15 protein-coding genes and 3 pseudogenes are annotated in these 20,303 nt (G+C 48.3%); 7 read left to right on the plus strand and 11 right to left on the minus strand.

What is annotated here, in order from left to right; translation table 11 throughout:
- Positions 1–163: 163 nt before the first annotated feature.
- Complete coding sequence (locus ACP39K_RS23905) at positions 164–610, minus strand: hypothetical protein (protein ID WP_497008950.1); 447 nt, start codon at positions 608–610, stop codon at positions 164–166.
- An 876-nt stretch (positions 611–1,486) separates the two neighbouring features.
- Between ACP39K_RS23905 and ACP39K_RS23910 the strand changes: the two genes are divergently transcribed.
- Entirely contained in the window at positions 1,487–1,975 is a 489-nt protein-coding gene (locus ACP39K_RS23910; protein ID WP_305179677.1) for a DoxX family protein, read from the plus strand.
- 277 nt (positions 1,976–2,252) lie between these two features.
- On the opposite strand, the gene ACP39K_RS23915 is transcribed toward ACP39K_RS23910, so the two are convergent.
- The 8 genes and pseudogenes from ACP39K_RS23915 to ACP39K_RS23950 all read right to left on the minus strand — a co-directional run.
- Complete coding sequence (locus tag ACP39K_RS23915; RefSeq protein WP_497008951.1) at positions 2,253–5,267, minus strand: DUF4214 domain-containing protein; 3,015 nt, start codon at positions 5,265–5,267, stop codon at positions 2,253–2,255.
- 1,299 nt (positions 5,268–6,566) lie between these two features.
- Positions 6,567–7,518, minus strand: a pseudogene (gene tnpC, locus ACP39K_RS23920) (IS66 family transposase); the annotation flags it as partial.
- 141 nt (positions 7,519–7,659) lie between these two features.
- A pseudogene (gene tnpB / locus ACP39K_RS23925) lies at positions 7,660–8,010 on the minus strand (IS66 family insertion sequence element accessory protein TnpB).
- Positions 8,007–8,351 carry a transposase gene (locus ACP39K_RS23930; RefSeq protein ID WP_497008952.1) on the minus strand — a complete coding sequence of 115 codons (345 nt, stop codon included), beginning with the start codon at positions 8,349–8,351 and terminating at the stop codon, positions 8,007–8,009. Before ACP39K_RS23930 ends, tnpB begins: the two are co-directional and overlap by 4 nt.
- Positions 8,326–8,640, minus strand: a complete 315-nt coding sequence (locus ACP39K_RS23935) for a hypothetical protein (protein WP_497008953.1) — start codon at positions 8,638–8,640, stop codon at positions 8,326–8,328. The genes ACP39K_RS23930 and ACP39K_RS23935 overlap by 26 nt, the downstream gene beginning before the upstream one ends.
- 447 nt (positions 8,641–9,087) lie before the next feature.
- The gene (locus ACP39K_RS23940) at positions 9,088–9,504 is read right to left on the minus strand and encodes a hypothetical protein (RefSeq protein ID WP_497008954.1); all 417 of its coding nucleotides are present in this window, start codon (positions 9,502–9,504) and stop codon (positions 9,088–9,090) included.
- Positions 9,505–9,525: 21 nt separating this feature from the next.
- Positions 9,526–10,686, minus strand: a complete 1,161-nt coding sequence (locus tag ACP39K_RS23945) for a hypothetical protein (protein WP_497008955.1) — start codon at positions 10,684–10,686, stop codon at positions 9,526–9,528.
- A 277-nt stretch (positions 10,687–10,963) separates the two neighbouring features.
- Positions 10,964–11,173 (minus strand): annotated as a pseudogene (locus ACP39K_RS23950) (helix-turn-helix domain-containing protein); the annotation flags it as partial.
- Between the two features lie 149 nt (positions 11,174–11,322).
- Between ACP39K_RS23950 and bhsA the strand changes: the two are divergent.
- From bhsA to ACP39K_RS23970, 4 genes are all read left to right on the plus strand, one after another.
- Entirely contained in the window at positions 11,323–11,580 is a 258-nt protein-coding gene (gene bhsA / locus ACP39K_RS23955; protein WP_497008956.1) for a multiple stress resistance protein BhsA, read from the plus strand.
- Between the two features lie 62 nt (positions 11,581–11,642).
- Entirely contained in the window at positions 11,643–12,509 is an 867-nt protein-coding gene (locus tag ACP39K_RS23960) for an SDR family NAD(P)-dependent oxidoreductase (RefSeq protein WP_497008957.1), read from the plus strand.
- 35 nt (positions 12,510–12,544) lie between these two features.
- Positions 12,545–13,537 (plus strand): amidohydrolase family protein, encoded by a 993-nt coding sequence (locus ACP39K_RS23965; protein WP_497008958.1) that lies wholly within the window; start codon positions 12,545–12,547, stop codon positions 13,535–13,537.
- Positions 13,538–14,245: 708 nt separating this feature from the next.
- The gene (locus ACP39K_RS23970) at positions 14,246–14,779 is read left to right on the plus strand and encodes a hypothetical protein (RefSeq protein WP_129993724.1); all 534 of its coding nucleotides are present in this window, start codon (positions 14,246–14,248) and stop codon (positions 14,777–14,779) included.
- A gap of 140 nt (positions 14,780–14,919) precedes the next feature.
- Here ACP39K_RS23970 and ACP39K_RS23975 read toward each other — a convergent pair whose 3' ends face one another.
- The gene (locus tag ACP39K_RS23975; RefSeq protein WP_129993723.1) at positions 14,920–15,864 is read right to left on the minus strand and encodes an Rpn family recombination-promoting nuclease/putative transposase; all 945 of its coding nucleotides are present in this window, start codon (positions 15,862–15,864) and stop codon (positions 14,920–14,922) included.
- Positions 15,865–16,705: 841 nt separating this feature from the next.
- Positions 16,706–17,776 (minus strand): hypothetical protein, encoded by a 1,071-nt coding sequence (locus ACP39K_RS23980; protein WP_147840676.1) that lies wholly within the window; start codon positions 17,774–17,776, stop codon positions 16,706–16,708.
- Between the two features lie 595 nt (positions 17,777–18,371).
- On the opposite strand from ACP39K_RS23980, the gene ACP39K_RS23985 reads away from it, so the two are divergent.
- Complete coding sequence (locus ACP39K_RS23985; protein WP_497008959.1) at positions 18,372–19,313, plus strand: hypothetical protein; 942 nt, start codon at positions 18,372–18,374, stop codon at positions 19,311–19,313.
- 4 nt (positions 19,314–19,317) lie between these two features.
- Entirely contained in the window at positions 19,318–20,094 is a 777-nt protein-coding gene (locus ACP39K_RS23990) for a site-specific integrase (protein ID WP_497008966.1), read from the plus strand.
- The last annotated feature ends 209 nt before the right edge of the window (positions 20,095–20,303 follow it).

The raw sequence follows: 20,303 nt of genomic DNA on the forward strand, positions 1-20,303 counted from the left end.
TCAATAATAACAAGGCGCCACGAGGGGTATTCCCAGAAATTTCTTGTGGCGCTGCCCGATGTGAAAATATCTGACAGGGCGTAAAAGTCTCTCCGCTGGCAGAACTTGTTTACAGCATGCTACCGCCCCCTAAAATCACCGAAATTCTCGATGAGGTAAACAGCTAGACGCCGTTTTCGAACGCCCCCGTGCGTTTGACCATGGATGCCGTTCGGGCGGTCGGTCCCGGTGCGTTGAGTTTCAGCGCCCGAGGCCGGCCAACCCTGGGGTTGAGCCGCTGCTTGAGAGTACGCAGCGTGACGAACGCCGGCGTCGCATCAAATTCCACGTCCGCCGGCCGTACCGCCAGTGCCTCATTGATCCGCGTGCCGGTGTTCCACAAAAACGCGAACAACGTGCGCTTTTCTAGGTCGTGGCAGCAGGAAATTAAGACGGCGATTTCCGGCGGCAGCAGGTAGTAGGGCAGAACGCCATGCAACGCGGCGCGGTTTCGCAGGGTGAGGGCGCGCACATAGCGGTCATCGCCGGCTAGCAGATCGCCGGCGATCGCGCTACGTAAAATCTGAGAGTTTTGCAGGCGGGTAAGGGCGCATTTATTCGTGATCCGCAATCAGTGACTTTCAGTATCTATTTTGCCGCAACCGCGCCGGGTGATCGCTCACAATAATTTCTGTGGCGCCAGCCATGGTTCGGTTAAATCATCCTGTATAGAAGTTTAACCGAATCACCAACGAACGCCAGACCTGACGCCGGGGCCTGGCGGTGCCGACAGTAGGGTATACCAACACAACATGTAGTAGCTTAAACGGGGCGTTCAGGCACAAGATGTAGCGTTATCCACAGAAGCGGTGGATAAGTCGGCAACGTTCGGTAAAAGAGGCGTTTTACCGAAACACAGTGCAAACGCTATACTTCCTCCATTCAGTTTCGGCGCATACCGGGAAGGGCGGACAACAGTTGCCACCTCATCACGACCACTACCGGCAGTAATTTTTGCTAAGGAAGGCCAGAAAAATGAGCGTCACAATATTCAGAAAAATAAGAGGTCGCATCGTTCCCCTCACCGTTCATGAAGAGCACGTATCAGAATACGAGTCTCATGACTATAAAAAAACGAAACATAAAATAACCACAAACAAATTCGACTCGGTTACATCATTCACTGTGCTCAATGTCAATTGCAATAATGTGGCAAGGACTTTTCCTATTATGAAAATTCATACGGTTCACGAATGCTCTTTTATGCCTTGGGTACTCCTTGACCAATTCATCCGTGTTATCATTCAGAACCGGTATTGAAAAAACAAACGGAACCGGCAAGCGCGCCGGGGTGGGAACCCGTTTTATTGAAAATGGCGTCATCAAAATTCGGTTGCGCATTACGGGTACATGAATCTGAGACTATATGATCTTGACTTGCGTCAGAGGCGGATAAGCACCTCCACTACATGTGGCAATAAGCTCCATAACCTAAAGGATAATATCTATGACCTATTTGCAGGCTTTATTTCAGACCCCGGTCACCCGCAGCTTTATTCCTCTTGCAATAATGCGAATAGCCCTCGGAGTGTTCTTCTTCGCCTCGGGCTTTAACAAAATCTTTGTGCCAGAAAGCCAGGCCATGATGCTGGAAACCATTACCGAGGCAGGAATCCCGTTCCCGGCATTTATGGCGCTTTTTGTCGCCGGCAGTGAAACACTTTTCGGGCTGCTAATGACGGTGGGATTCCTGACGCGTCTAAGCGCGCTGGTGCTGATGATAATCAGTCTAGTAGCACTATTCACCGTGGGATTACGCCATATTCCGGCAAATCTCAATTTGCTTACCTGGTACAGTTGGCTTTTTTATCAGCCGGAATCTGCCTATATTGTGATTTGCCTGCTGCTCTTTGTTCTGGGTGGTGGCCCACTGAGTGTTGACCGTTCTGTTGATCAACGCCTTACCCTGCGGGGGCATTCTATCTGCCCCAAATGAATTGCTTCGCTTTTCTGGGGCGGTTCATGGTTAGGAAAACGGGAAATATTTGATTCTGGCGCAGAACCCAAAATATTGTTTTGAGGTGCTTAACTATGAATGGGCAAAAGGAATACTTTCTCGAGCGGACAGACGACATAGTATAGGCAGATGGTCAAGAGTCGATGAACATCTAAACACACAGCGGTCGGCTGCAGAAAAAAATCGCCCGATGAGGTTCATCGGGCGTTATCTAGTAGAAAAACGTCAATTTTTATCAGGACTAGTCCTAGTTACATTAAACGGTAAGTTCGGAATGGACGCCATTAATTTCAGGCAATATTTTATAATGCAGGTTGTTGACTAAAGTATCATGGTCAAAGTTACCTTGCAGAATTATCACCTGGTCATTAGCGTCTAGCCTCCCATTATCGTTATTATCAACAATAACAAAATGCTTATCACCAACTGTTGATATACCTACTTTATCGTCTAGCTTGTTATCACTTAAACCCATAACTTGACCGAATTTATTAATTTGGTCAAGAGCAACGCCCAAGAAACCAATCAGATCTTTAAATCCAGTAAAAAGTTTCGACCAAAAACCACTGTCATTTGTGCCATAGTCAGCTACTTTATTTCCGTTTTTTGTTGATGATATTTCTACATGACTTTTCTTATCAATAATAACATCTGATAAACCATAGTCAGCAATAACAACCGTTTTATTGGCCTCAAGTTCACTAGTAGGGGATGACTTGATAACAAAGGTATCATTACCTCCATTACCAATCATTGTGGTTGCTCCATCACCTTCAATTATATCATCCCCCGAGGTACCACGAATTTGGACATCGCTTCTGTTATGCGCAAGCTCTTGAGTTGCGCTAACTACGGGTATATATTTCAGAGCATAATAAAGCCAACTAGTTCCACTGCCTGTCAGATCCGAGTCAATGTGAACACCACTTTCATTTTTGGCAGCATCAATGATCTTTAAAGAATTTAAATCATCCCCAATCGTTTTTATGTTTAAATAACTCCCCCCATCTATTTTTATAGACTCAATGTTGTTTTTACCTGAAATGATTAAATCATTTGACTCCCGCTCTCCTCCTCCTGAGGTAATGTCCAATTCTTTTAAATAAGGAGCATTATTGAAGCTTACTGTTCCGCCAGAAACTTCTCCATCTTTTCCTGCCGTAAATTTGATGGAGAAATTGGTTGCGTCTGCGTTATCAGGATCAAAGTTGAAATTAATCTTGCTTGCCTTTGTAGCATCACCAGTTACTTCCAATTGAGCTGCGCTTTTATCTGCAACATTTGTAACAATTACGTTATCAGCTTTTTGAGAAAGAACAAAACCAAGCCTTCCTATTTCATCCACTGGTTTTTCTACAGTAGTGGAGCCTTTATAGGCATATTGCTCAATAGTGGCTGTACCATTAGTTAATCCAAAATCAAAAGTATGGTCTTGAGTGTCAATGATCTTCCCATCTGTGTAAGTACCTACTGCTTTTCCTGTATATCCTCCCAAGTCAATTTTTTGAAAGTTTTTGAATTGCCCAATGTTGCTTTTTATAGTGCCTAAATCTTTCGCCCACCCTCTAACTTGTACATTAAACTCCTCTGTTATAAGGTTGGCACTAATTGTATTAATACCTTTCCCGCCATCGATAATAATAGACTTGCTTACTTGATTGGCGCCACCGTTAATGCTTTTTACAGAATTTCCGCCCCAAAAAATATTATCATCACCTTTCTCAAGGTTTATTTTTGCAGTCGATGTGGCAATATTGGCAGCCTTATCAATTATAACCCTATCGTTTCCAGAGCTTGCATCCAAATTAGCTTTTCCATTTTTTAAAATTATATCAACACCTTCACTAACTCCATTATTAGATAATGTCACCTTAGCAATATCATAACCGCCAATTTCTAATTTTTTTAATTTATCCGCAAACTTCAAGCTCACATCGTTAGATGATGTTAGAAATAATCTAACATTCTCTAAAGTAGCGGTCTCTGCATTCGTAAGTTCATGAGTTTTACCCGTGTTTACGTTTCCAGTTGCATTTTCTGATGACAATGAGTTATTCAGGATTGCTGATTTTTTATACAGTAAATTTTGACCGATTTTGGCTTCATAAGCATGTTGTTGGCTAACAGTTTTGTCGTCGATTGCAGTTGAATTGCGTAAATCATTTATAATGGCGACAACAACAGCTCCTTTGTCAAACCCATATTTTCGGTAAAGAGAAAGTTCGTTTTCGCTTGCCTTTGAACTTAAACCATGGACGGATGAATAAACATGTTGGATAAATTCATCCCCTTCAAGCGATGCACCTTTTGATAAGAATTCTGGCGAGTTAACCAGGCGTGTCGCTAATGATTCATCACTGACTCCATAAGCAAGCTGTTTACTCCAAGTTTCAAGTCCGGAAGCATCTACCCCCCTGTTTGGGATTGCTAAAAATAAAGCAGAAACTTTCTCTTGCTCTATAATGCTAGGTAGTTGCCCTGGCTCATATATTTGTGTGGCTTTCAAAAACTGCGTACGAGCAGCCGCATCAGTTTTAATATAATTTTCTCCGCGTATGTCATCAATGATAGAAATTAAAACTTTTTCTCGGGTAAGAGTCCCATTATTAAGTTTTTCGACATAATAGCGACTTTCTGCGGCAGTGGCTTCTCTAAGATAAGTGTTGGCATATAACACTTTCACAAACTTCTCATTGCTATACTGAGAGGCCTTGCTACTTACAAACGATTTTGCTACTTCTTCTCTGGTTTTTTTACCACTAGATAATAAAGTTCCCCAATAATTTATTCCATCTGCTACTTGTGTAGAGCCTAATGAATAAAAGAAAGCTTGCACATCAGAAGCACCATCTTTAGCCTCTGCTACTGTAGCCGGATAAAGGGAGTCATTGATATGTTGTTCAAACGTGATTTGATATTTCGTAATCTGAGAATCTACTCCATTGTAATTCAGTAGGCCTTCTACGATCTGAGCCGCAATGCCCGCCACCGAATTAGATTTATTCTCGAACATCAATGTATTTAAATCTTTATCGCTAGGCTTATGCCCGTATACATTCGAATAAATTTTTGCAACAATCTGCTCTTTTGTCATGCCATTATATAAACTCTGGCCTGATGATTTGAGTAATTGTGATACTTGAGTTTGAATCGTTTGATCTTTTAATTCAAGTTGCCTTCCAATGTCATCATACATATGCGATGTCGTGTTTTTCCCAAAAACCGCATAATATAACGCTGCTGCATTTTTTTGATTAGATAATATAGCCACAAATCAATCCTCATTCTGTTCGTTTTAAAATATCAACGTCTATGATTATTTAAGATTCTAGTTTCTATACCAATTACTAGAAATTGACAGTGAAGTTAGTTGATATAAAGAAATCAAGAGTTTTCTCTCGTTATATTACAACTTACAACAATAAAAGCAGTTTATTTCAAATTGTCTCCTTTTTTTAAAGTAATTTTAAATATTGTACATGGGGTTTAATAAAAAACTCAACCATGTTATCTCATTCGCTTTGTGGGGTAATCATCTTTGTGTTTTTCCTACAGAAAAATAAAAAACTAAAAATATAAAAAAAACGACATTTAATAACGGCTGCGTGGTTAAATACGGAAAAAAACAAACACGAGCACATATCAATATAAAATACTGTTCCCGTTACAGAGTTAGTATATAAAACCAAAAGACAGTAAATGTATATAAAAATCAACAAAATAAATAATGTGTTCGGTTTTAATAATTCAACATTATAAGGATTACCTAAAGCTATATTTCATGAAAGTTCTAATTTCATCGTGATAAGTAAAAGATTTAGAATTCAAAAACATATATCGACATAATCATTGCGTGATGTGATTGATGCCACTTCCTAACGTAGCCCATACCATACTTTCGATGACTACGTTAATCTGAGAGTAACATCACATGAACGCTAGAAGAGTTGTTGGTATCGATATCGCCAAATCTGTTTTTCAGGTATGTGTCTGGATGGTTGATGGCACCGTTGCTTGTGGCATAAAATGTTGCTGTGCGGCCTGTCATCAAATGTTGCTGTGCGGCCTGTCATCCTCGGCGGTGATCGCGCTGCCATGATTAGCCTACGCAAAGATTTATGCCATTTCGCCATAAAGCCAACGATCCCCTGAGGTTGCCTATTCGCCCGCGCCCTAATGGACGCGCAGGTCCCCTTCACTTACCGAATACGATTATTCAGCCAAGGCACATAAATATAATGTGATAGCGAAGGTTTGAGCGTTTCTTTGTATCCTAAAAACTCATAATAATCTTAAATTACGCTTGTTAGGTAAGAAATCTATTGTATCAGCGAAAAAAAAAGATATCTTAGTAGAAGCACAAAGTTGATGCGACAATGCGACATTGTGTTATACTCTTCCTTATATTATTGCTACCATTTCCAGCCATTAAGGCTGGTTTTTTTTTACAAAAAATAATCCCGACGCAGTTTGGTTTTACTGTATCAAAAAACAGGCTATTACGAGTTTCATATTAATATTTCCATATCCGGTCGGATGTATATATAAAACTATTATCACACAATTCTTACTAAAGTTGGTTAAGACGCAAGTGCCTCATCTGGGTCGTATTGACGTTAAGGGTGAGATCGACTTTCCAGAGCAACAGATCGCGCACCCGCTCGCCACCCAGTATTGAATATGGCCGATGACGCAACGGAGCCAAACCTCCGGCTCTACGCCGTTGCGATCAGCGAGTACAGGAGCGCTGCATCTGACCCGGCGAACAGCCAGTTTTTTCGCCCCAGCGCGACTCCGCGCAGGGCGTTCTCCGCGATATTGTTGTCGATTTCCGTCCAGCCGTTCTCGCAGTAGAGGTTCAACGCATTCCACTGCTTCAACAGGTAGGCGAACGCCTTCGCCATCTCCGCGTGGCGCGACAACGTTTTCATCTGCGTCTGGATCCAGTCGTGTAGCGATTGCATTCGCGGCACCGTCTTCACTTTTCTGACCGACAGCCGCTTCTCCGCCGGACTGCCACGTATTCCTGCCTCTATGGCATACAGCTCACCGATGCGTCTCAGTGCTTCCGTGGTGATGTCGGTCGGTGTGCGGACATGAACGTCGTGGATTTTCCGCCGCGCATGCGCCATGCAGGCGGCCTCCGTGATTCGCCCGTTTTCATACAGCGCGTTGTAGCCCCCATAGGCATCGGCCTGCAGGACACCGCTGTATCCTGCCAGGTGCTGCTGCGGATGGAGGCCCTTGCGGTCCGGTGAGTACGTGAACCACGCCGCCGCCGGCATCACCGAGCCCGCGTTGCGGTCATCTCGCACGTATACCCACAAACGGCCGGTGCGGGTCTTGCCATTCCTCGGTGCCTGGACCGGCATCGGGATGCCGTCGGTGTGGACCTTGCCCGGCATCAGCACATACTCCCGCAACAGGTCATACAGCGGCTCCAGCAGCTCACTCACCGCGCCTGACCAGCGCCCGAGCGTGGCCCGACTGAGTTCCACGCTCTGTCGGCGGTAGATTTCGCTGGCATACGCCGCTACCCGTTTGGATAGCAGTCGATTGTACTCCGCCATTTGGCGAAGCGTGTTTTGCTGCTCCAGCAGTTGCGCCCGGAGTCGGGCGTTTTCATCGGGATAGGATGTGACCATATCCCTACCTTACACAGGTTATATCCGCAGGCCAGGCCGTTCCATCCGTTGCGGATGCTTCCAGTTGATGCCTTCCAGTAGCATGGCCAGTTGTGCCGGTGTCAGATGGATTTTGCCGTTTCTCGTCACCGGCCAGACGAAGCGACCGCGCTCCAGGCGTTTGGTGAACAGGCACAGGCCATCGGCGTCGGCCACAGCACTTTATTCATATCTCCACGGCGCCCAAGGAAGATAAAGACCTGCCCGCCCCGAGAACGGATTGTCACGCAGCGTATTTTGAACCTGCGAGGCCAGGCCGTTAAAGCCGTTACGCATGTCGGTGATGTCGGCCACGATCCAGATGCGACTGCCCGCCGGCAGCGACATCATCGGCACGTTCCTTTCAACCCGTGGATCAAAATGTTCAGCAACGCAGGACTGAGGGCGCCCCGGAGCCGTAACTTGCCACCAGGCAACACCAGTTCATACCCCGCGACGTTGGAGGGTGATGCTTTATCTGCTTTAGTTATTGGCGGTGGTGATGGCACATCTTCCAGTTCAACCGGCAGCAGGCAGGGCTCAGCAGAGATGGTAGCGCCGAGGAGCCCTTGTTTGTAGAGGTTGCGCCAGTTGAACAGCAGGTTGTCGTTGATGCCATGCTCGCGCACCAGCCTGGCGGTACTGACGCCTGGCTGCATCGATTTTTCAACCAGCGACAGCTTGAACGCCAAGGGGAAATTGGGTCTGCGCCCCCTTTTTTTTGGGTTTTGATGACACGGTCGTTATCGGTGTTTGTAGCGGCGATGATGCAGAGGACCGTGACCGTTTTTTACCGGGATAAAGGGTGCGTTCCAGCGTCAGTTTGTTGACGGGGCATCGAACCTCGGCCTTGCCAGCGCGTTGGAAACAGCTGTTGACCATTGTTCTGGGTAGCCCCAGCTGTTTGGCGATGCGGTTCTGAGAAAGTTGTTCCTGATAGTGGAGGCGAAAGGCCTCGATCAACCATGCCCGTTCACTCATAAAATAATGTCCATTAAACAGATGATGGGCATTATTTTCAGGGAAAGCGGGCCGTTCTGACAGACGGTTCAAATGTGACGCTTACGATTAGTGGCGCGTACAGGAAAAATCGCCGCGAACAGCCGGATGTTAGTTTAACTCTGGAAGCATGTCTGTGCACTGGTGTCAGCTCAAGCTGAAATGAATTACAAGTGAAGTTTGGCGATATATAACAGCTCCGGAATAACTAGAACAACGTTTATGGTCCGTCTGAACATAGCTACCCTGTAGAGCGAGCACGGCAGCGCTGCTACCTCAATCAACGGATTGCCGGAAAGTTGCACTACAACTGGCAGCATATCACTTTAATCATGCCTCACCTGTTGTGACCGTTCTTCAATAAAAGCAACCAAAAGCATAAGTCTTAAGGCTGCCTTGAATTTTGAATAAAAACACAATACGGCTACCCTAGGTCTTTTGTTGTTTAACCTTTGGTACCTCTGCATTTAAATCATCATTTCTATCCGGTTTTGGTGTGTTTATTGGATAGGTTTTTGAACTTTCATTAGCATTGCTCATAATGGCTGAGGCCGTATCCGTAGTTGTTGAAGGTTTATTGTAAAGATCGTCATTTTCTGTTGAACTTCTTCCTATCATGTCAGTTATATTACTCACAAAATCAAATAAAACCTTAGCTTGAGGTGAGGTTTCTCTGATGATTTTTGGATCGTGCTGCCTAGCAGTAAAGCCTAACGAGGGATCATGTGGCGGCTTAGTTACTGACTCAGCAGGTTGAACAGGGATAAATGGTTCGATATGTTCTCCAGAAAGTTTACTTGCATCAGAAAAAATAGCGGCGTATTTAAATGTGCTTTTAAAAACCATCTCATATCTCCTTATTGAATGTCACGTATTATGAGGCCGTTTGAGGGACAGAGGGTATGTCTCAAGTGATAAACTATTCGCATTGAATATGGTGTGTTCAACTTCAAGAGCCGAAACCGTTTCGGCGATTCCTTTCTTTAAAAATCGCTCCTCATTTTCCCCATATATATTAATATAGAAGATATCATATGCAATTGTATTTGAATATTTTTCCGACTCCCTTTTTATTTTATCTTGGGAGCTAGGGGCATCTTGAGGAGGAATATACTCCGTCTCAATCAGTACAGGCTCAGGATAGTGCAAAGAAATAAATCCTGATAAAGTTACTGGGAGCTCATATGTAAATTCTTTAATTTGGCGACGTTGTGTGGCCATTGTTTCAACTCTTGATTGAGATGGTATTTTTCCTGAAACAGAAGAGTTTGACTCCCACGATGAGGTTAAAGATCCACTAGTTGATCCAACAACGCCTAATGCTAATTGTGAAAATACTTCACCAGTGCCAGTAGCTGTGCCAGTTCCTGTTGTTGTTTCTGATAGAGTTTTTGTTGCTCTTCCTGAAGTTTCATCTTGTGTGCCAATATTATCCTTATGATTATGATTTATATGTTTACCCTCTGCCGAAGATTGAAACATGTATTGTTCACTTTTTTGAATTTGCCCCTGGACAGTACCAATTGCTCGCCCTCCAAAGGTCAAGGTGCTAGAACCTTGTAAAGACCAACTAATAGTGTTTGATATGGAAAACTTAACACTATCCTCAAAATCAGTTACACTATCTCCTCTATTAACATATGAACGAGTAGATAATAAATCTGCCGCTGGTTGAATAATATTTGAGCTCTCTTCTACTAAAGGCTCACCAACAACCATATATGTTATCCACCCCAGTTCAGCTGCGGTTGGTATTGAGTTCGGATAATCACCAAACCTCACTCCATTAATAGATATTCCATCGGGCAGAATTCTTACTGCTTCCTTGTTATTTTTGTCTTGAGTCCATCTTGAAAAATAAGACTCTTTCTTTTTGCCAATGATATTAATAATTAATGGTTTTAACCATTCCCATGATATTCCAAGCTCATTCATATTCTCAGCAGTAAGTACATGTCGCTTCCCTAAGTCAATAAAAAATGGCGAAGTTCCTTTAGGGGTCGTTGATTTTGAAATTGAGTCAGACATCGTTACCTCCATTATAAATTAAATATTTACATCACACTTTTTTAATCATTAAAAAATAGGCTTCTTGTTAAAGGGTTTATAACTCTTATGGCACTAGTTATAGCTACTAGCAGCCTATTAAAAATTTATAGTTTATCTAAAGAAAGTTGCAAGAGTACATGTGGAATTTAAGATTATTATGAGAGTTATAAACACTGTAAAAGGTGGCCATTATCGCTGGCTGGAACAGGTGAATACTGTGGATCTTATCCGCTCAATATCAAGCAAAGTATATTGAGCGTATAGCTTCACCATAGGGTGTCAGCACTATCTGACGGCCTGCCCGAATCAACAGAGAGTCACCTGTCATAGCTCAAAAACGAGCCAATGTTCTGCTCATTGCCGAAGGACTTAATCCCAGACGGTGTGCGACGCGAGTAACATTGACTTCGGCGATGAGCACATCGAGTGCGATGAGTAAATTAAGCTCGGGCCAGTTATATTTCATGATATCCAGTTTTGAAAGGGAGGGGAGGCGTTTGGTGCATTGTATAAATGCAATCCGTGCGTCTTCCGCACTATCTCCATCAAGAATAGAATTGTTCACACACTGAAAGGGCACTACCTTTCACACTATAACCTGCATGGGATCTTTTTATGAAAAACGTTAAAGCTGTTGCTATTGCTGCGCTCTTTTCTCTGACTTCTTTTGGTAGTTTTGCCGTTGAGCAGATTGTTCATCCTGTCGATGGTCAGCAGGCTTACGGAGCAGTCTCTGCATCCGAAGCCCTCACACTCAGTGATCTGGAAAGCAAACTGGCTCGTCAGGCTGAAAATGCCGGTGCGTCTTCGTACCGAATCATCTCTGTCACCGGCAATAATAAATTACACGCGGACGCTAAAATTTATAAATAACATCCGCTGTACTGGGTACAGATCAAACACTGATCCAGCTTTTTTACACAGCGGAGATATTTATGAGCAGCCAGAAAATAACGGAACAAATCGCCGCCATCATCCCGACCCGCCGGGACTTTTTGAGATTAACCGGTATTGCCATGGGGGCGGCGTTAGGCGGCTTCCTTTTTCCAGGCGTTGCCTGTGCAGCGCCGGTACCACAGAAGAGAGAGTTATCTATGAACAATTCAACTACGCAAAAAACTATCCTCATCATCGGTGCCTCACGTGGTCTTGGCCATGCGATGGCCGCGGAATTTGTGACCAAAGGGTGGCACGTCATTGGCACCGTGCGAGGAAAAGACAGAACATTATTACACGAACTGGCGGACAACAATCCAGGCAGCATTGAGATTGAACATCTTGATGTCACCGATCGGGAACAAATTAATGCACTTCGGGAGCGGCTGTCCAACAGGGTCCTGGATATCCTCTTCCATAATGCCGGTACCGCCGACAAGAACCAGAATGAGACCATCGCAGAAGTATCAACTGAAGAGTTTACACAGGTAATGGTGACCAACGCGTTAAGCCCAATGCGCGTCATTGAAAGCCTGCAGGGCCTTGTGCCTGAAAAAGGTACTATCGGTATTATGTCGTCAGGACAGGGCAGCGTGAGCAGCAATACGAACGGTGGGCATGAAGTTTATCGGGGTTCAAAGGCCGCGCTGAACATGTACATGAGAAGCTACTCCGCTCGCCATGCCGGAGAGTCGCGGACGTTGCTATTAATGGCTCCTGGCTGGGTGCGTACTGATTTAGGCGGGTCTGATGCGCCACTCAGCATTGAGCAAAGCATTCCGAAAGTCGTAAACGTCATACTTTCACAGCAGGGCAAGCCAGGACTGCAATACCTCGACCGTGAAGGCAAAACGGTACCGTGGTGATAAGCTTAGACCCGATGTTTCTGAAAGGAGAGAGCATGAAGCTGATTGGTATTGAAGAACATTTTCTGACAGAAGATGTCTGTGAGGCCTGGAAAGCATCGGGTCTGGAAGCAAAAGACCCCAGTATTGCGTTTAACTCCGGAATCACTAAGCGCCGACTGTTTGATCTCGCTGATGAGCGCATTGCCCTGATGGATGAAACGGGTCTGGATGTGCAGGTACTGTCTCTGACGTCACCTGCGCTTCAGGGCCTGGGGCCGGAGAGTCTCGATATGGCGCAGCGAATCAACGATAATATTGCCGAAGTTGTCGCAAGATATCCAGATCGGTTTCAGGCACTGGCAACCCTGCCTGTATCTATGCCTGATGAAGCCGCTATCGAACTGGAACGTTGTATTAAGACCCTGGGTTTTAAAGGAACGATGCTATGCAGCGGTGGGGCAGAACATTTAGACAGTCCTGCATATTTCCCTGTTCTTAGCTGTGCTGAAACCCTGAATGTGCCGGTATTAATTCATCCGGGAACGCCGGATGAAGCCGTCAGAACTGCGTATTACTCAGGCTTTAGTCCGGAGGTTAATACGGCTTTTGCCACTTATGGCCTTGGCTGGCACTATGATGCGGGAATTCAGTTTATCCGTCTGGTGTTGTCGGGCACATTTGACCGCCTTCCGGGCCTCCAGATGATCCTTGGGCACTGGGGAGAGCTGGTATTATTTTATGCAGAACGCCTGGCAGCAATGAGCCGGGTTGCAAATCTGAAATTACCCATCGCATCATACTTGCGGGAAAATCTGTATGTTACGGCGAGCGGACTGTTCCTTCCTCATTTTCTCGACAGAGCGGTTGCGATAGTAGGATCGGAACGTATCCTTTTTTCGACCGATTATCCTTTTCAATATCACCCCGGTAATGATGCGAGGCAATTTCTGGAAAAATGTAACCTTAATGAAAATGATAAAGCGGCTTTTGCTCACAGTAACTGGATGCGCCTGACTCGTGACAGGGAAGTCAGATCCCCTACATGATGTAAATTATAAAATGCGTCGAGGAAGGCGGAAAGGACTTCGGCTATGCAACAGACGAGTTAACAACGCAGGCGCGGCGTTGACATAACCATTTGAAAATGTTAAAAAAGTACACATAATGTGCATTATGTTAAATTGCATTATTGGGTACGCACCGGGGTTATCTTGGCTGCCCTCTCTCACTTCCCCTCATTGTTGATCAGCGTTGACGCGCCTTCTTTATCATCGTGTGAGGTTCGTCAAGTGCCTATACCTGTAAATTAAACCTCTGGTTTTTTTTACAGGTCGAAAAAAGCCATCAAAACGCACCACAAGCGTTTTCTGTTGTTAAGCTGGCTTATACATCAAAAATAGCGATAAAACCTCGGATAATCGCCCTGGTGAACTGTGCGCGCATAAAATGTACTTACTTGAAAGAATTTAGATGTGTGTTTCGGCGGGACATGGTAGCATTGGAATTCTGGTGATCATGGATCCCAGAGACGAAAAAGCAGCTATCAGGCAAATTAGGTTTCTCAGGCCCGCCCGATAGCTGCTCACGCTCCAATGCAGAGATTGAAGCGGCTCAACCAAATTTTGCAGATCTGGTCAAGCCGTGACGGAAGACTACGGCTAATTGTCGTAGATTTCCAGAAGATTTTGCATTCTTGCAAATCTTATTTACATCTCTGCATTGGCTTTATCCGTTCTAGATTGGAGTAAGCCACTATGACAGAAAAAGATTTTAATCAACGCAAAGTCACTGACGACTACGCCCCCGAGATGGCTCGTATCAAATTAGTCTCCTTCTTCGAGGGACATCCATCGGTACTGGAAACCGTCCAGACACTCAATCGTACACAGGCATGTGTGCTTGCCGCGTTGTTAGATGACAAGTCGATCACGACGTCAGGCTATACCATTCCTGCTGATTATGGTGTGAAGCGTGCTTCTGCAGTGATCCATGCTTTAGAAAAGCAACACTCATTCCCCATTTCCAGTCGCCGTGTTGAAACGGAATCGGATGTCGGAAACCGTACAAAACAATCCTTGTTTTTCATCACCCATGAAGATCAGGTGCGGTTGAAAGCAGAGCCGGAAGCCGTTTTCAAAGAGCGTCATGAAAATGCCTGCCGTAAGAAGGAAAGTCAGGCGCAAAAAGAGCTTGCCCGCCTGGTTAAAGAATATGGGAAGGATGGTGTCCTTGGGCTTCTCAAGAGAGCCGCGAATGATGAAGCTGGATCGGATTCGAATGCAAGCTAAATAATCATGGGCGGACCTTATTTAGGCTCGCCCTTTACTTATTGATTTTTTCTATTTTTTTGATCGGCGGAAATTACGGGTGTTTCCCTGCCGGAGTTGTCGCGGTTGGCGAATCGGTGGGGGATGTTGCCGGGGTAAAATCAGTGGCGGATCTGCGCCAGGTCGTCAGCCGTCAACCCGGTCATTTTCATCACCGACTCGCGATCGAGGCCGCTGACCAGCATGGCGCGGGCAATTTTCAGCGCCGCTTCGCGCTCGCCTTCTTGGCGGCCTTTTTCTTCGCCAAGTTGTAACCCCTCGATACGTCCTTCCTGACGCCCTTTCTGGCGCCCTTCTTCTCTCAACTTTTCTGCAATCGTCATCAGCGTGTCCTCGTGTTCCGGCACTCGTGAGGCCAGGGTTGATAGTAATTCGCCCGGATTGCGGGTTTCACCAACCTGCAGCATGTAATGCATCAGCGATGTCAGCTGCTCCTGAGTAGTGTAACCGGCCAGCAGCAACGTGACCAGCTGTTCCAGCAGATCGGCGAGGTCGCGCTGGCGAACGTGTTTTTGCAGCAGCTCCAGAATGGCGACGCGGCGATGCTGCATGATTTGGTTGTCCGGAATGACCGTGACATCGACCAGTGGAAACTCGCCGCCGTACAGCTGGCCGGCCAGAACCGGATCGCTGAACCCCTGCAACCAGTTCATCGGATACGGGTAGGGGGTTACCTGGCCATGATAAAACAGGATCGGGATCACCAGTGGCAGCTGTTCGTGGCCAGCGGCCAGATGGCGTTGCATGGCGGCAATCGCATAACGCATCAATCGGAAGGCCATGTTTTTGTCCGGCGTCGATTGGTGCTCGATGAGGGCGTAGACGTAGCCGTCGCCCTGCCCGGTCTTCAGCGAATAGAGCACGTCGGAGTAGTAGGCGCGTAGATCGTCCTCGACAAACGAACCGGACTCCAGGCGCAGGGTGCTCAGGTCGCATGCCTGGCGCAACGCCGGCGGCAGGTGTGCGTCCAGAAAGTCACGGGCGGTTTCCGGATGCGTCAAAAACTGTTTGAAGAGCGCGTCGTGCGCGGTGGGTGTCGTTTTCATCGTGGTATCGTAGCATGATCCCCTCTTTCGCCCTACCCTCAGCGAAGCGGATGATAACTTCACTGTTCCAGGACTGGCGCCGCTCCAGAGACTGTGTTGGCATTGAGACATTCGTCATCCATGGATGAGGACAATGATGTGGCCAAACTCCCTGTCTCCTTCTCTAATCAACAGTATTTCGGTAAAAGTCCTTTTATACTGATGCTGCTGACTTATCCACAACTTCTGTGGATAACGCTACATATTGTGCCATCTTTTCTAAATTATCGGGCGCATGTTGTGTCTGGGCATCTTCTAATCGAGGTGAGCGCCCCGATAAGTACTGGTGATCACAAATCGCCGCACGGCGCTGTCCTGTCATTGGACTCTTCCACTGCAGCGCAACGTGTCGTGTTCTTGGTTGCAGTGGGAGCGTTCATGGTCTTGGGGCTGGCCGCTTGGCCTGCACCTGCCCGATGGCGGCCGTCATAACGTGCTGGTTGGTGTCGAACGACCGTTGAGACGAAAAGTAACTGACCTGGGATGAGGTCACGTGGAGGCTAAATAACGTCTACTGCTGCGTTGCCGGCTCTTCATACATGAAAAGAAGATAAACAGCCCGCCGGTGCGGGCTATAGGTACTTCATTAAACGAGAGAATATGCACTTAACTACGCACATTCATTCTTTTTTTATCAGATCAAAACGTTTCTCGAGTCTGTCCAACGTTTTCTCTGACAAGCGTGAATAGCAGGCAGCGCTTGTGATCGCGGTTGTTGTTCCCGCGCCCTGCCCGATAGAAATGTTGCAATCCGGTTTCCACCGAGTCCAGCGCATTTTCCCGCCGCGAAAATTTCATGGTTTCACAGATCCCCGTACAACGCAGCGAGCTCGGCCAGCGCCGCGGCGGCCGCCGGGTGCTCCAGCTGCGTCAGCAGCTCGGCCTCGAGTGCGGTGAAGGTGTCCGGCGCGAGCAGCAGCCGCAAATTCGGCAGCACCAGACCGATGGTGCCGCTCTCCGGCACATGCAGCGAGACATGCCGCCCCTGATAGCTGCGGGTGCGATCGCCGTGCTGACGCGCGCGCAGCAGGCGGCGCAGCTCGGCGAACACCGGCCAGCCGAAGGTCGACTGGAAGACCGCGCCGCCGATATGCAGGGACAGGAACGGCGGCAGGCCGTCGTCGGCGCCCGGATACGCGCCCTGCCCGGCGACGATCTCCACCGTGGCGCAGAGCTCGCCGGCGGTGGCGATCAGCTGCTGGCGCTCCACGAAGGGCGCGGTCAGCGCCAGGTACTCGGCCAGCGCCTGATCGTCGGCGCGCTGCGCGGCGACCGCCAGCGGGAAGATCGCCCGTAGCCGCACCGGGGTGCAGGCGCGGGCCAGCGCCTCGTCGCTGAAGTCATCGAGGTTCAGCACGCCGCTGGCCAGCGGCCGGGCGAAGAACTCGGCGCTGCCGGCCGGCGGGGTGCGTGTGGCCGTAAAGCGGTCACGCAGCGCCTGCAGCCAGTCCTCGCCGCGCAGGCCGAAGGTGCGCCGGTAATAGTGGGGATCGACATCGAGCCCGCCGCCTACCGCCGTCTCCAGCAGCGCATCGGTGATCAGCAGCAGCGCGGACAGTGGCGCCCGGTTGACCGGCCCGCGGCCATCGCGGTAAGCGATCTGCGCCTGGCTGAACAGCCAGCGCAGTTCGGCGCGGCTCAGCGCCTGGCCGTCGACGGTTTCCGCGCGCACGATCTTGCGGTACAGCTGGCCCAGGGTGGTGTACGGCGCCGCGCAGAGCGCGCGGTATTCGTCGTCAGCGACTGAGGTGGCCAGCGTTTGCTGCAGCAGACGTTCGGCCAGGGTGTTGACCGGCACCGCTTCGGCGGCGGCCCGGTTTTTCAGGGCGGCGATCAGGGATTTCGGAAAGCGGAGGTTCATCTGGCTTAGCATGGCGGTGTCCTGCTGTCATAGGAATGTATTGTGATGATAGCAAAATTTTATAAAGCAGTATTGGGAATTAGAATGCTATACCTAATACAGCTAGCTTCATTTTTCTGAGATAGCAGAAGTGATAAGTTGCTAACAGCCCTGGCGGACTGCTAGTGAAGCTCCGTGCGGCGGTCGGCGTTTTTGCGTCGCAGATCCGAAAAAGACCAGTCTCGGATCATTAGATCGTCACCCTCCCCCGCCGCCCCGGCCAACACAATATGTGCCACCTGTTAAGCTGGGATTTTGTCTAGATGTTGTGTTTTGCCGGGCTGATCGTTAACGGCGGTTTTCGGCCGAAAACCGCGATGTGATTAGTTTCCCGCCATGGTACACTTCCGGAAAGTCGTATATAAGCAAAAAATCGGATCACAACGAAACGGCCATCCGGTAATTTAACTGCGTGACTGTTTTACGGCTTATCATATGTTTCTTTCCTTTGTTGTGTACAAAATGAATCATGACGTATACAGTTAATCTTCAAGCGGTAAATTAGAATTTATGTTCACTAACATGACCATTTACCGACTCTGAAAACGTTTTGCATAAGGAAGAAGTCATGGCGAAGATCCAAGCTAGAAATGTTGACGATGCGCTGTTTGCACGCATTGAGCAGTCAGCCATGAAAAATGAACGTTCACTCGAAGGGGAGATCCGCCTCGCGATGGCCAGGCAGTATCCTGCCGTGACTACGCCCGTGGAAACCTTGACCAACCGGCAACGGTGGCAGAAGGAATGCGGTGGGCGTCTGCTGGCACTGTTTGATCGCCTGTCCTCTGACGGATTTTTCCCGGGATCGGGGCATGATGGGCAGACACTCATCGCAGACTGGGTGCGGATAGCACACCAGTTAAACGTGTCTCCGGGACTGATCATGGACAGTATCGATGGCGCCGGTGAGTTAACCCGGGATCTGGCAGAACGGATAGAAAGACAGTTCGGCACCAGTGCGGCGTGGCTGACAACCGGTGATGGACTGATGTTTCCACTGGTAAAACTCGGTACCCACACCGGTGTAAACTGGCAGGAGTTTTTCCTGCCGGACGATGACCGGTATATCTTTGAGCTGATCCGCATTACGGGTGGGCGTCATGACGGCACTCTGCTGATCCTGCGTCAGAATGAAAAGCTCGGTACGATCACTACTGGCTTGGTCACGGAGGCTTTTTACCTTGGGGCCGGTATGGGCAGCGGCGGCTACGGCAATCTCAAACGTTTTTTGCTGTTCCTGAACACACACTGCCAGGATCTGGTGATGAATGCGTATATGTTTGAGCCGCCAGAGGCCGACTTTGATTTCTGGTCCGTCATGGGGCAGCACCATCCTGTCTGGTTTCGTGATGCCAGGCGTCGCTCACCGTCCCGCTGGCTGCAGCAGGTATTGAATGGTGAAGATCCGGGCGAGTGGTTTGCCGGCGGATGGATATCTGTTTTAAATGAGGTGGCGCAGGCTCGAATCAAGGAAAACCCTTCAGCACATGACGTCAGCCATGATGAATAAGCCGATGGTTCCGACACCGGTCGAGGTTTTTGCGCCGGCTGCTGCACAGCTGCCGGTGGCCATCGACTACCACGCCGCGCTGGCACTGCGACAGATGGCCCTCGTCCATGACGAACTGCCCAAATACCTGCTGGCACCGGAGATCAGCGCACTGCTCCACTACGTGCCGGACTTGCATCGCAAAATGCTGCTGGCCACCCTGTGGAACAGCGGCGCCCGAATCAACGAGGCTCTGGCGCTGACGCGCGAAAACTTCTCGCTGGTGCCGCCCTACCCTTTTGTGCAGCTGGCCACCCTCAAACAGCGCACGGAAAAGGCGACCCGCAGCGCCGGCCGGTTGCCGGCGGCCAGCACGCCGCCGCGTGTGGTGCCGTTGTCCGATCCACAGTACGTCGCGCAGCTGCAGACGATGGTGGCCACGCTGAAAATTCCGCTTGAACGTCGCAATGCGCGCACCGGCCGGATGGAAAAGGCGCGGCTGTGGACGATCACCGATCGGACGGTGCGTAGCTGGCTGACCGAGGCGGTGGACGCCGCGGCGCGCGACGGCGTGATGTTCTCGGTAGCTGTCACCCCGCACACCTTCCGTCACAGCTACGCAATGCACATGCTGTATGCCGGCATTCCGCTCAAGGTGCTGCAGGCCCTGATGGGGCATAAGTCGATCAGCTCGACGGAGGTGTATACGAAAGTGTTTGCGCTGGATGTGGCAGCACGCCACCGGGTGCAGTTCCAGATGCCGGAAGCGGACGCGGTGGCGATGCTTAAAGGTAAGCGCTGAATAAATAGTGATTGTTTTGGGGAAACCTGGTTGATGGTGTTGAATAATTTGAATATGAAACACTGGAATAGTGATTGATTGCATGTAAAGAAAAAATGCGTCCTGGTCCAGCTGCAAAAGTATCAGATTTTACGTAGCTCACTCTGTATGACGACGATGACCACTGTGTGTGCACTCTTACCCTGCGTATCCGCACTGCGTTGCATGGC

The sequence above is a fragment of the Serratia sp. EC4 genome (assembly GCF_059652115.1).

What these genes read in the sequence shown, in the direction of transcription:
- ACP39K_RS23910 (WP_305179677.1), top strand. Translation starts at nt 1,487, where the DNA reads ATGACCTATTTGCAGGCTTTATTTCAGACCCCGGTCACCCGCAGCTTT.
- ACP39K_RS23935 (WP_497008953.1), bottom strand. Translation starts at nt 8,640, where the DNA reads ATGAGTGAACGGGCATGGTTGATCGAGGCCTTTCGCCTCCACTATCAG.
- ACP39K_RS23940 (WP_497008954.1), bottom strand. Translation starts at nt 9,504, where the DNA reads ATGGTTTTTAAAAGCACATTTAAATACGCCGCTATTTTTTCTGATGCA.
- ACP39K_RS23945 (WP_497008955.1), bottom strand. Translation starts at nt 10,686, where the DNA reads ATGTCTGACTCAATTTCAAAATCAACGACCCCTAAAGGAACTTCGCCA.
- bhsA (WP_497008956.1), top strand. Translation starts at nt 11,323, where the DNA reads ATGAAAAACGTTAAAGCTGTTGCTATTGCTGCGCTCTTTTCTCTGACT.
- ACP39K_RS23960 (WP_497008957.1), top strand. Translation starts at nt 11,643, where the DNA reads ATGAGCAGCCAGAAAATAACGGAACAAATCGCCGCCATCATCCCGACC.
- ACP39K_RS23965 (WP_497008958.1), top strand. Translation starts at nt 12,545, where the DNA reads ATGAAGCTGATTGGTATTGAAGAACATTTTCTGACAGAAGATGTCTGT.
- ACP39K_RS23970 (WP_129993724.1), top strand. Translation starts at nt 14,246, where the DNA reads ATGACAGAAAAAGATTTTAATCAACGCAAAGTCACTGACGACTACGCC.
- ACP39K_RS23975 (WP_129993723.1), bottom strand. Translation starts at nt 15,864, where the DNA reads ATGAAAACGACACCCACCGCGCACGACGCGCTCTTCAAACAGTTTTTG.
- ACP39K_RS23980 (WP_147840676.1), bottom strand. Translation starts at nt 17,776, where the DNA reads ATGCTAAGCCAGATGAACCTCCGCTTTCCGAAATCCCTGATCGCCGCC.
- ACP39K_RS23985 (WP_497008959.1), top strand. Translation starts at nt 18,372, where the DNA reads ATGGCGAAGATCCAAGCTAGAAATGTTGACGATGCGCTGTTTGCACGC.
- ACP39K_RS23990 (WP_497008966.1), top strand. Translation starts at nt 19,318, where the DNA reads ATGGTTCCGACACCGGTCGAGGTTTTTGCGCCGGCTGCTGCACAGCTG.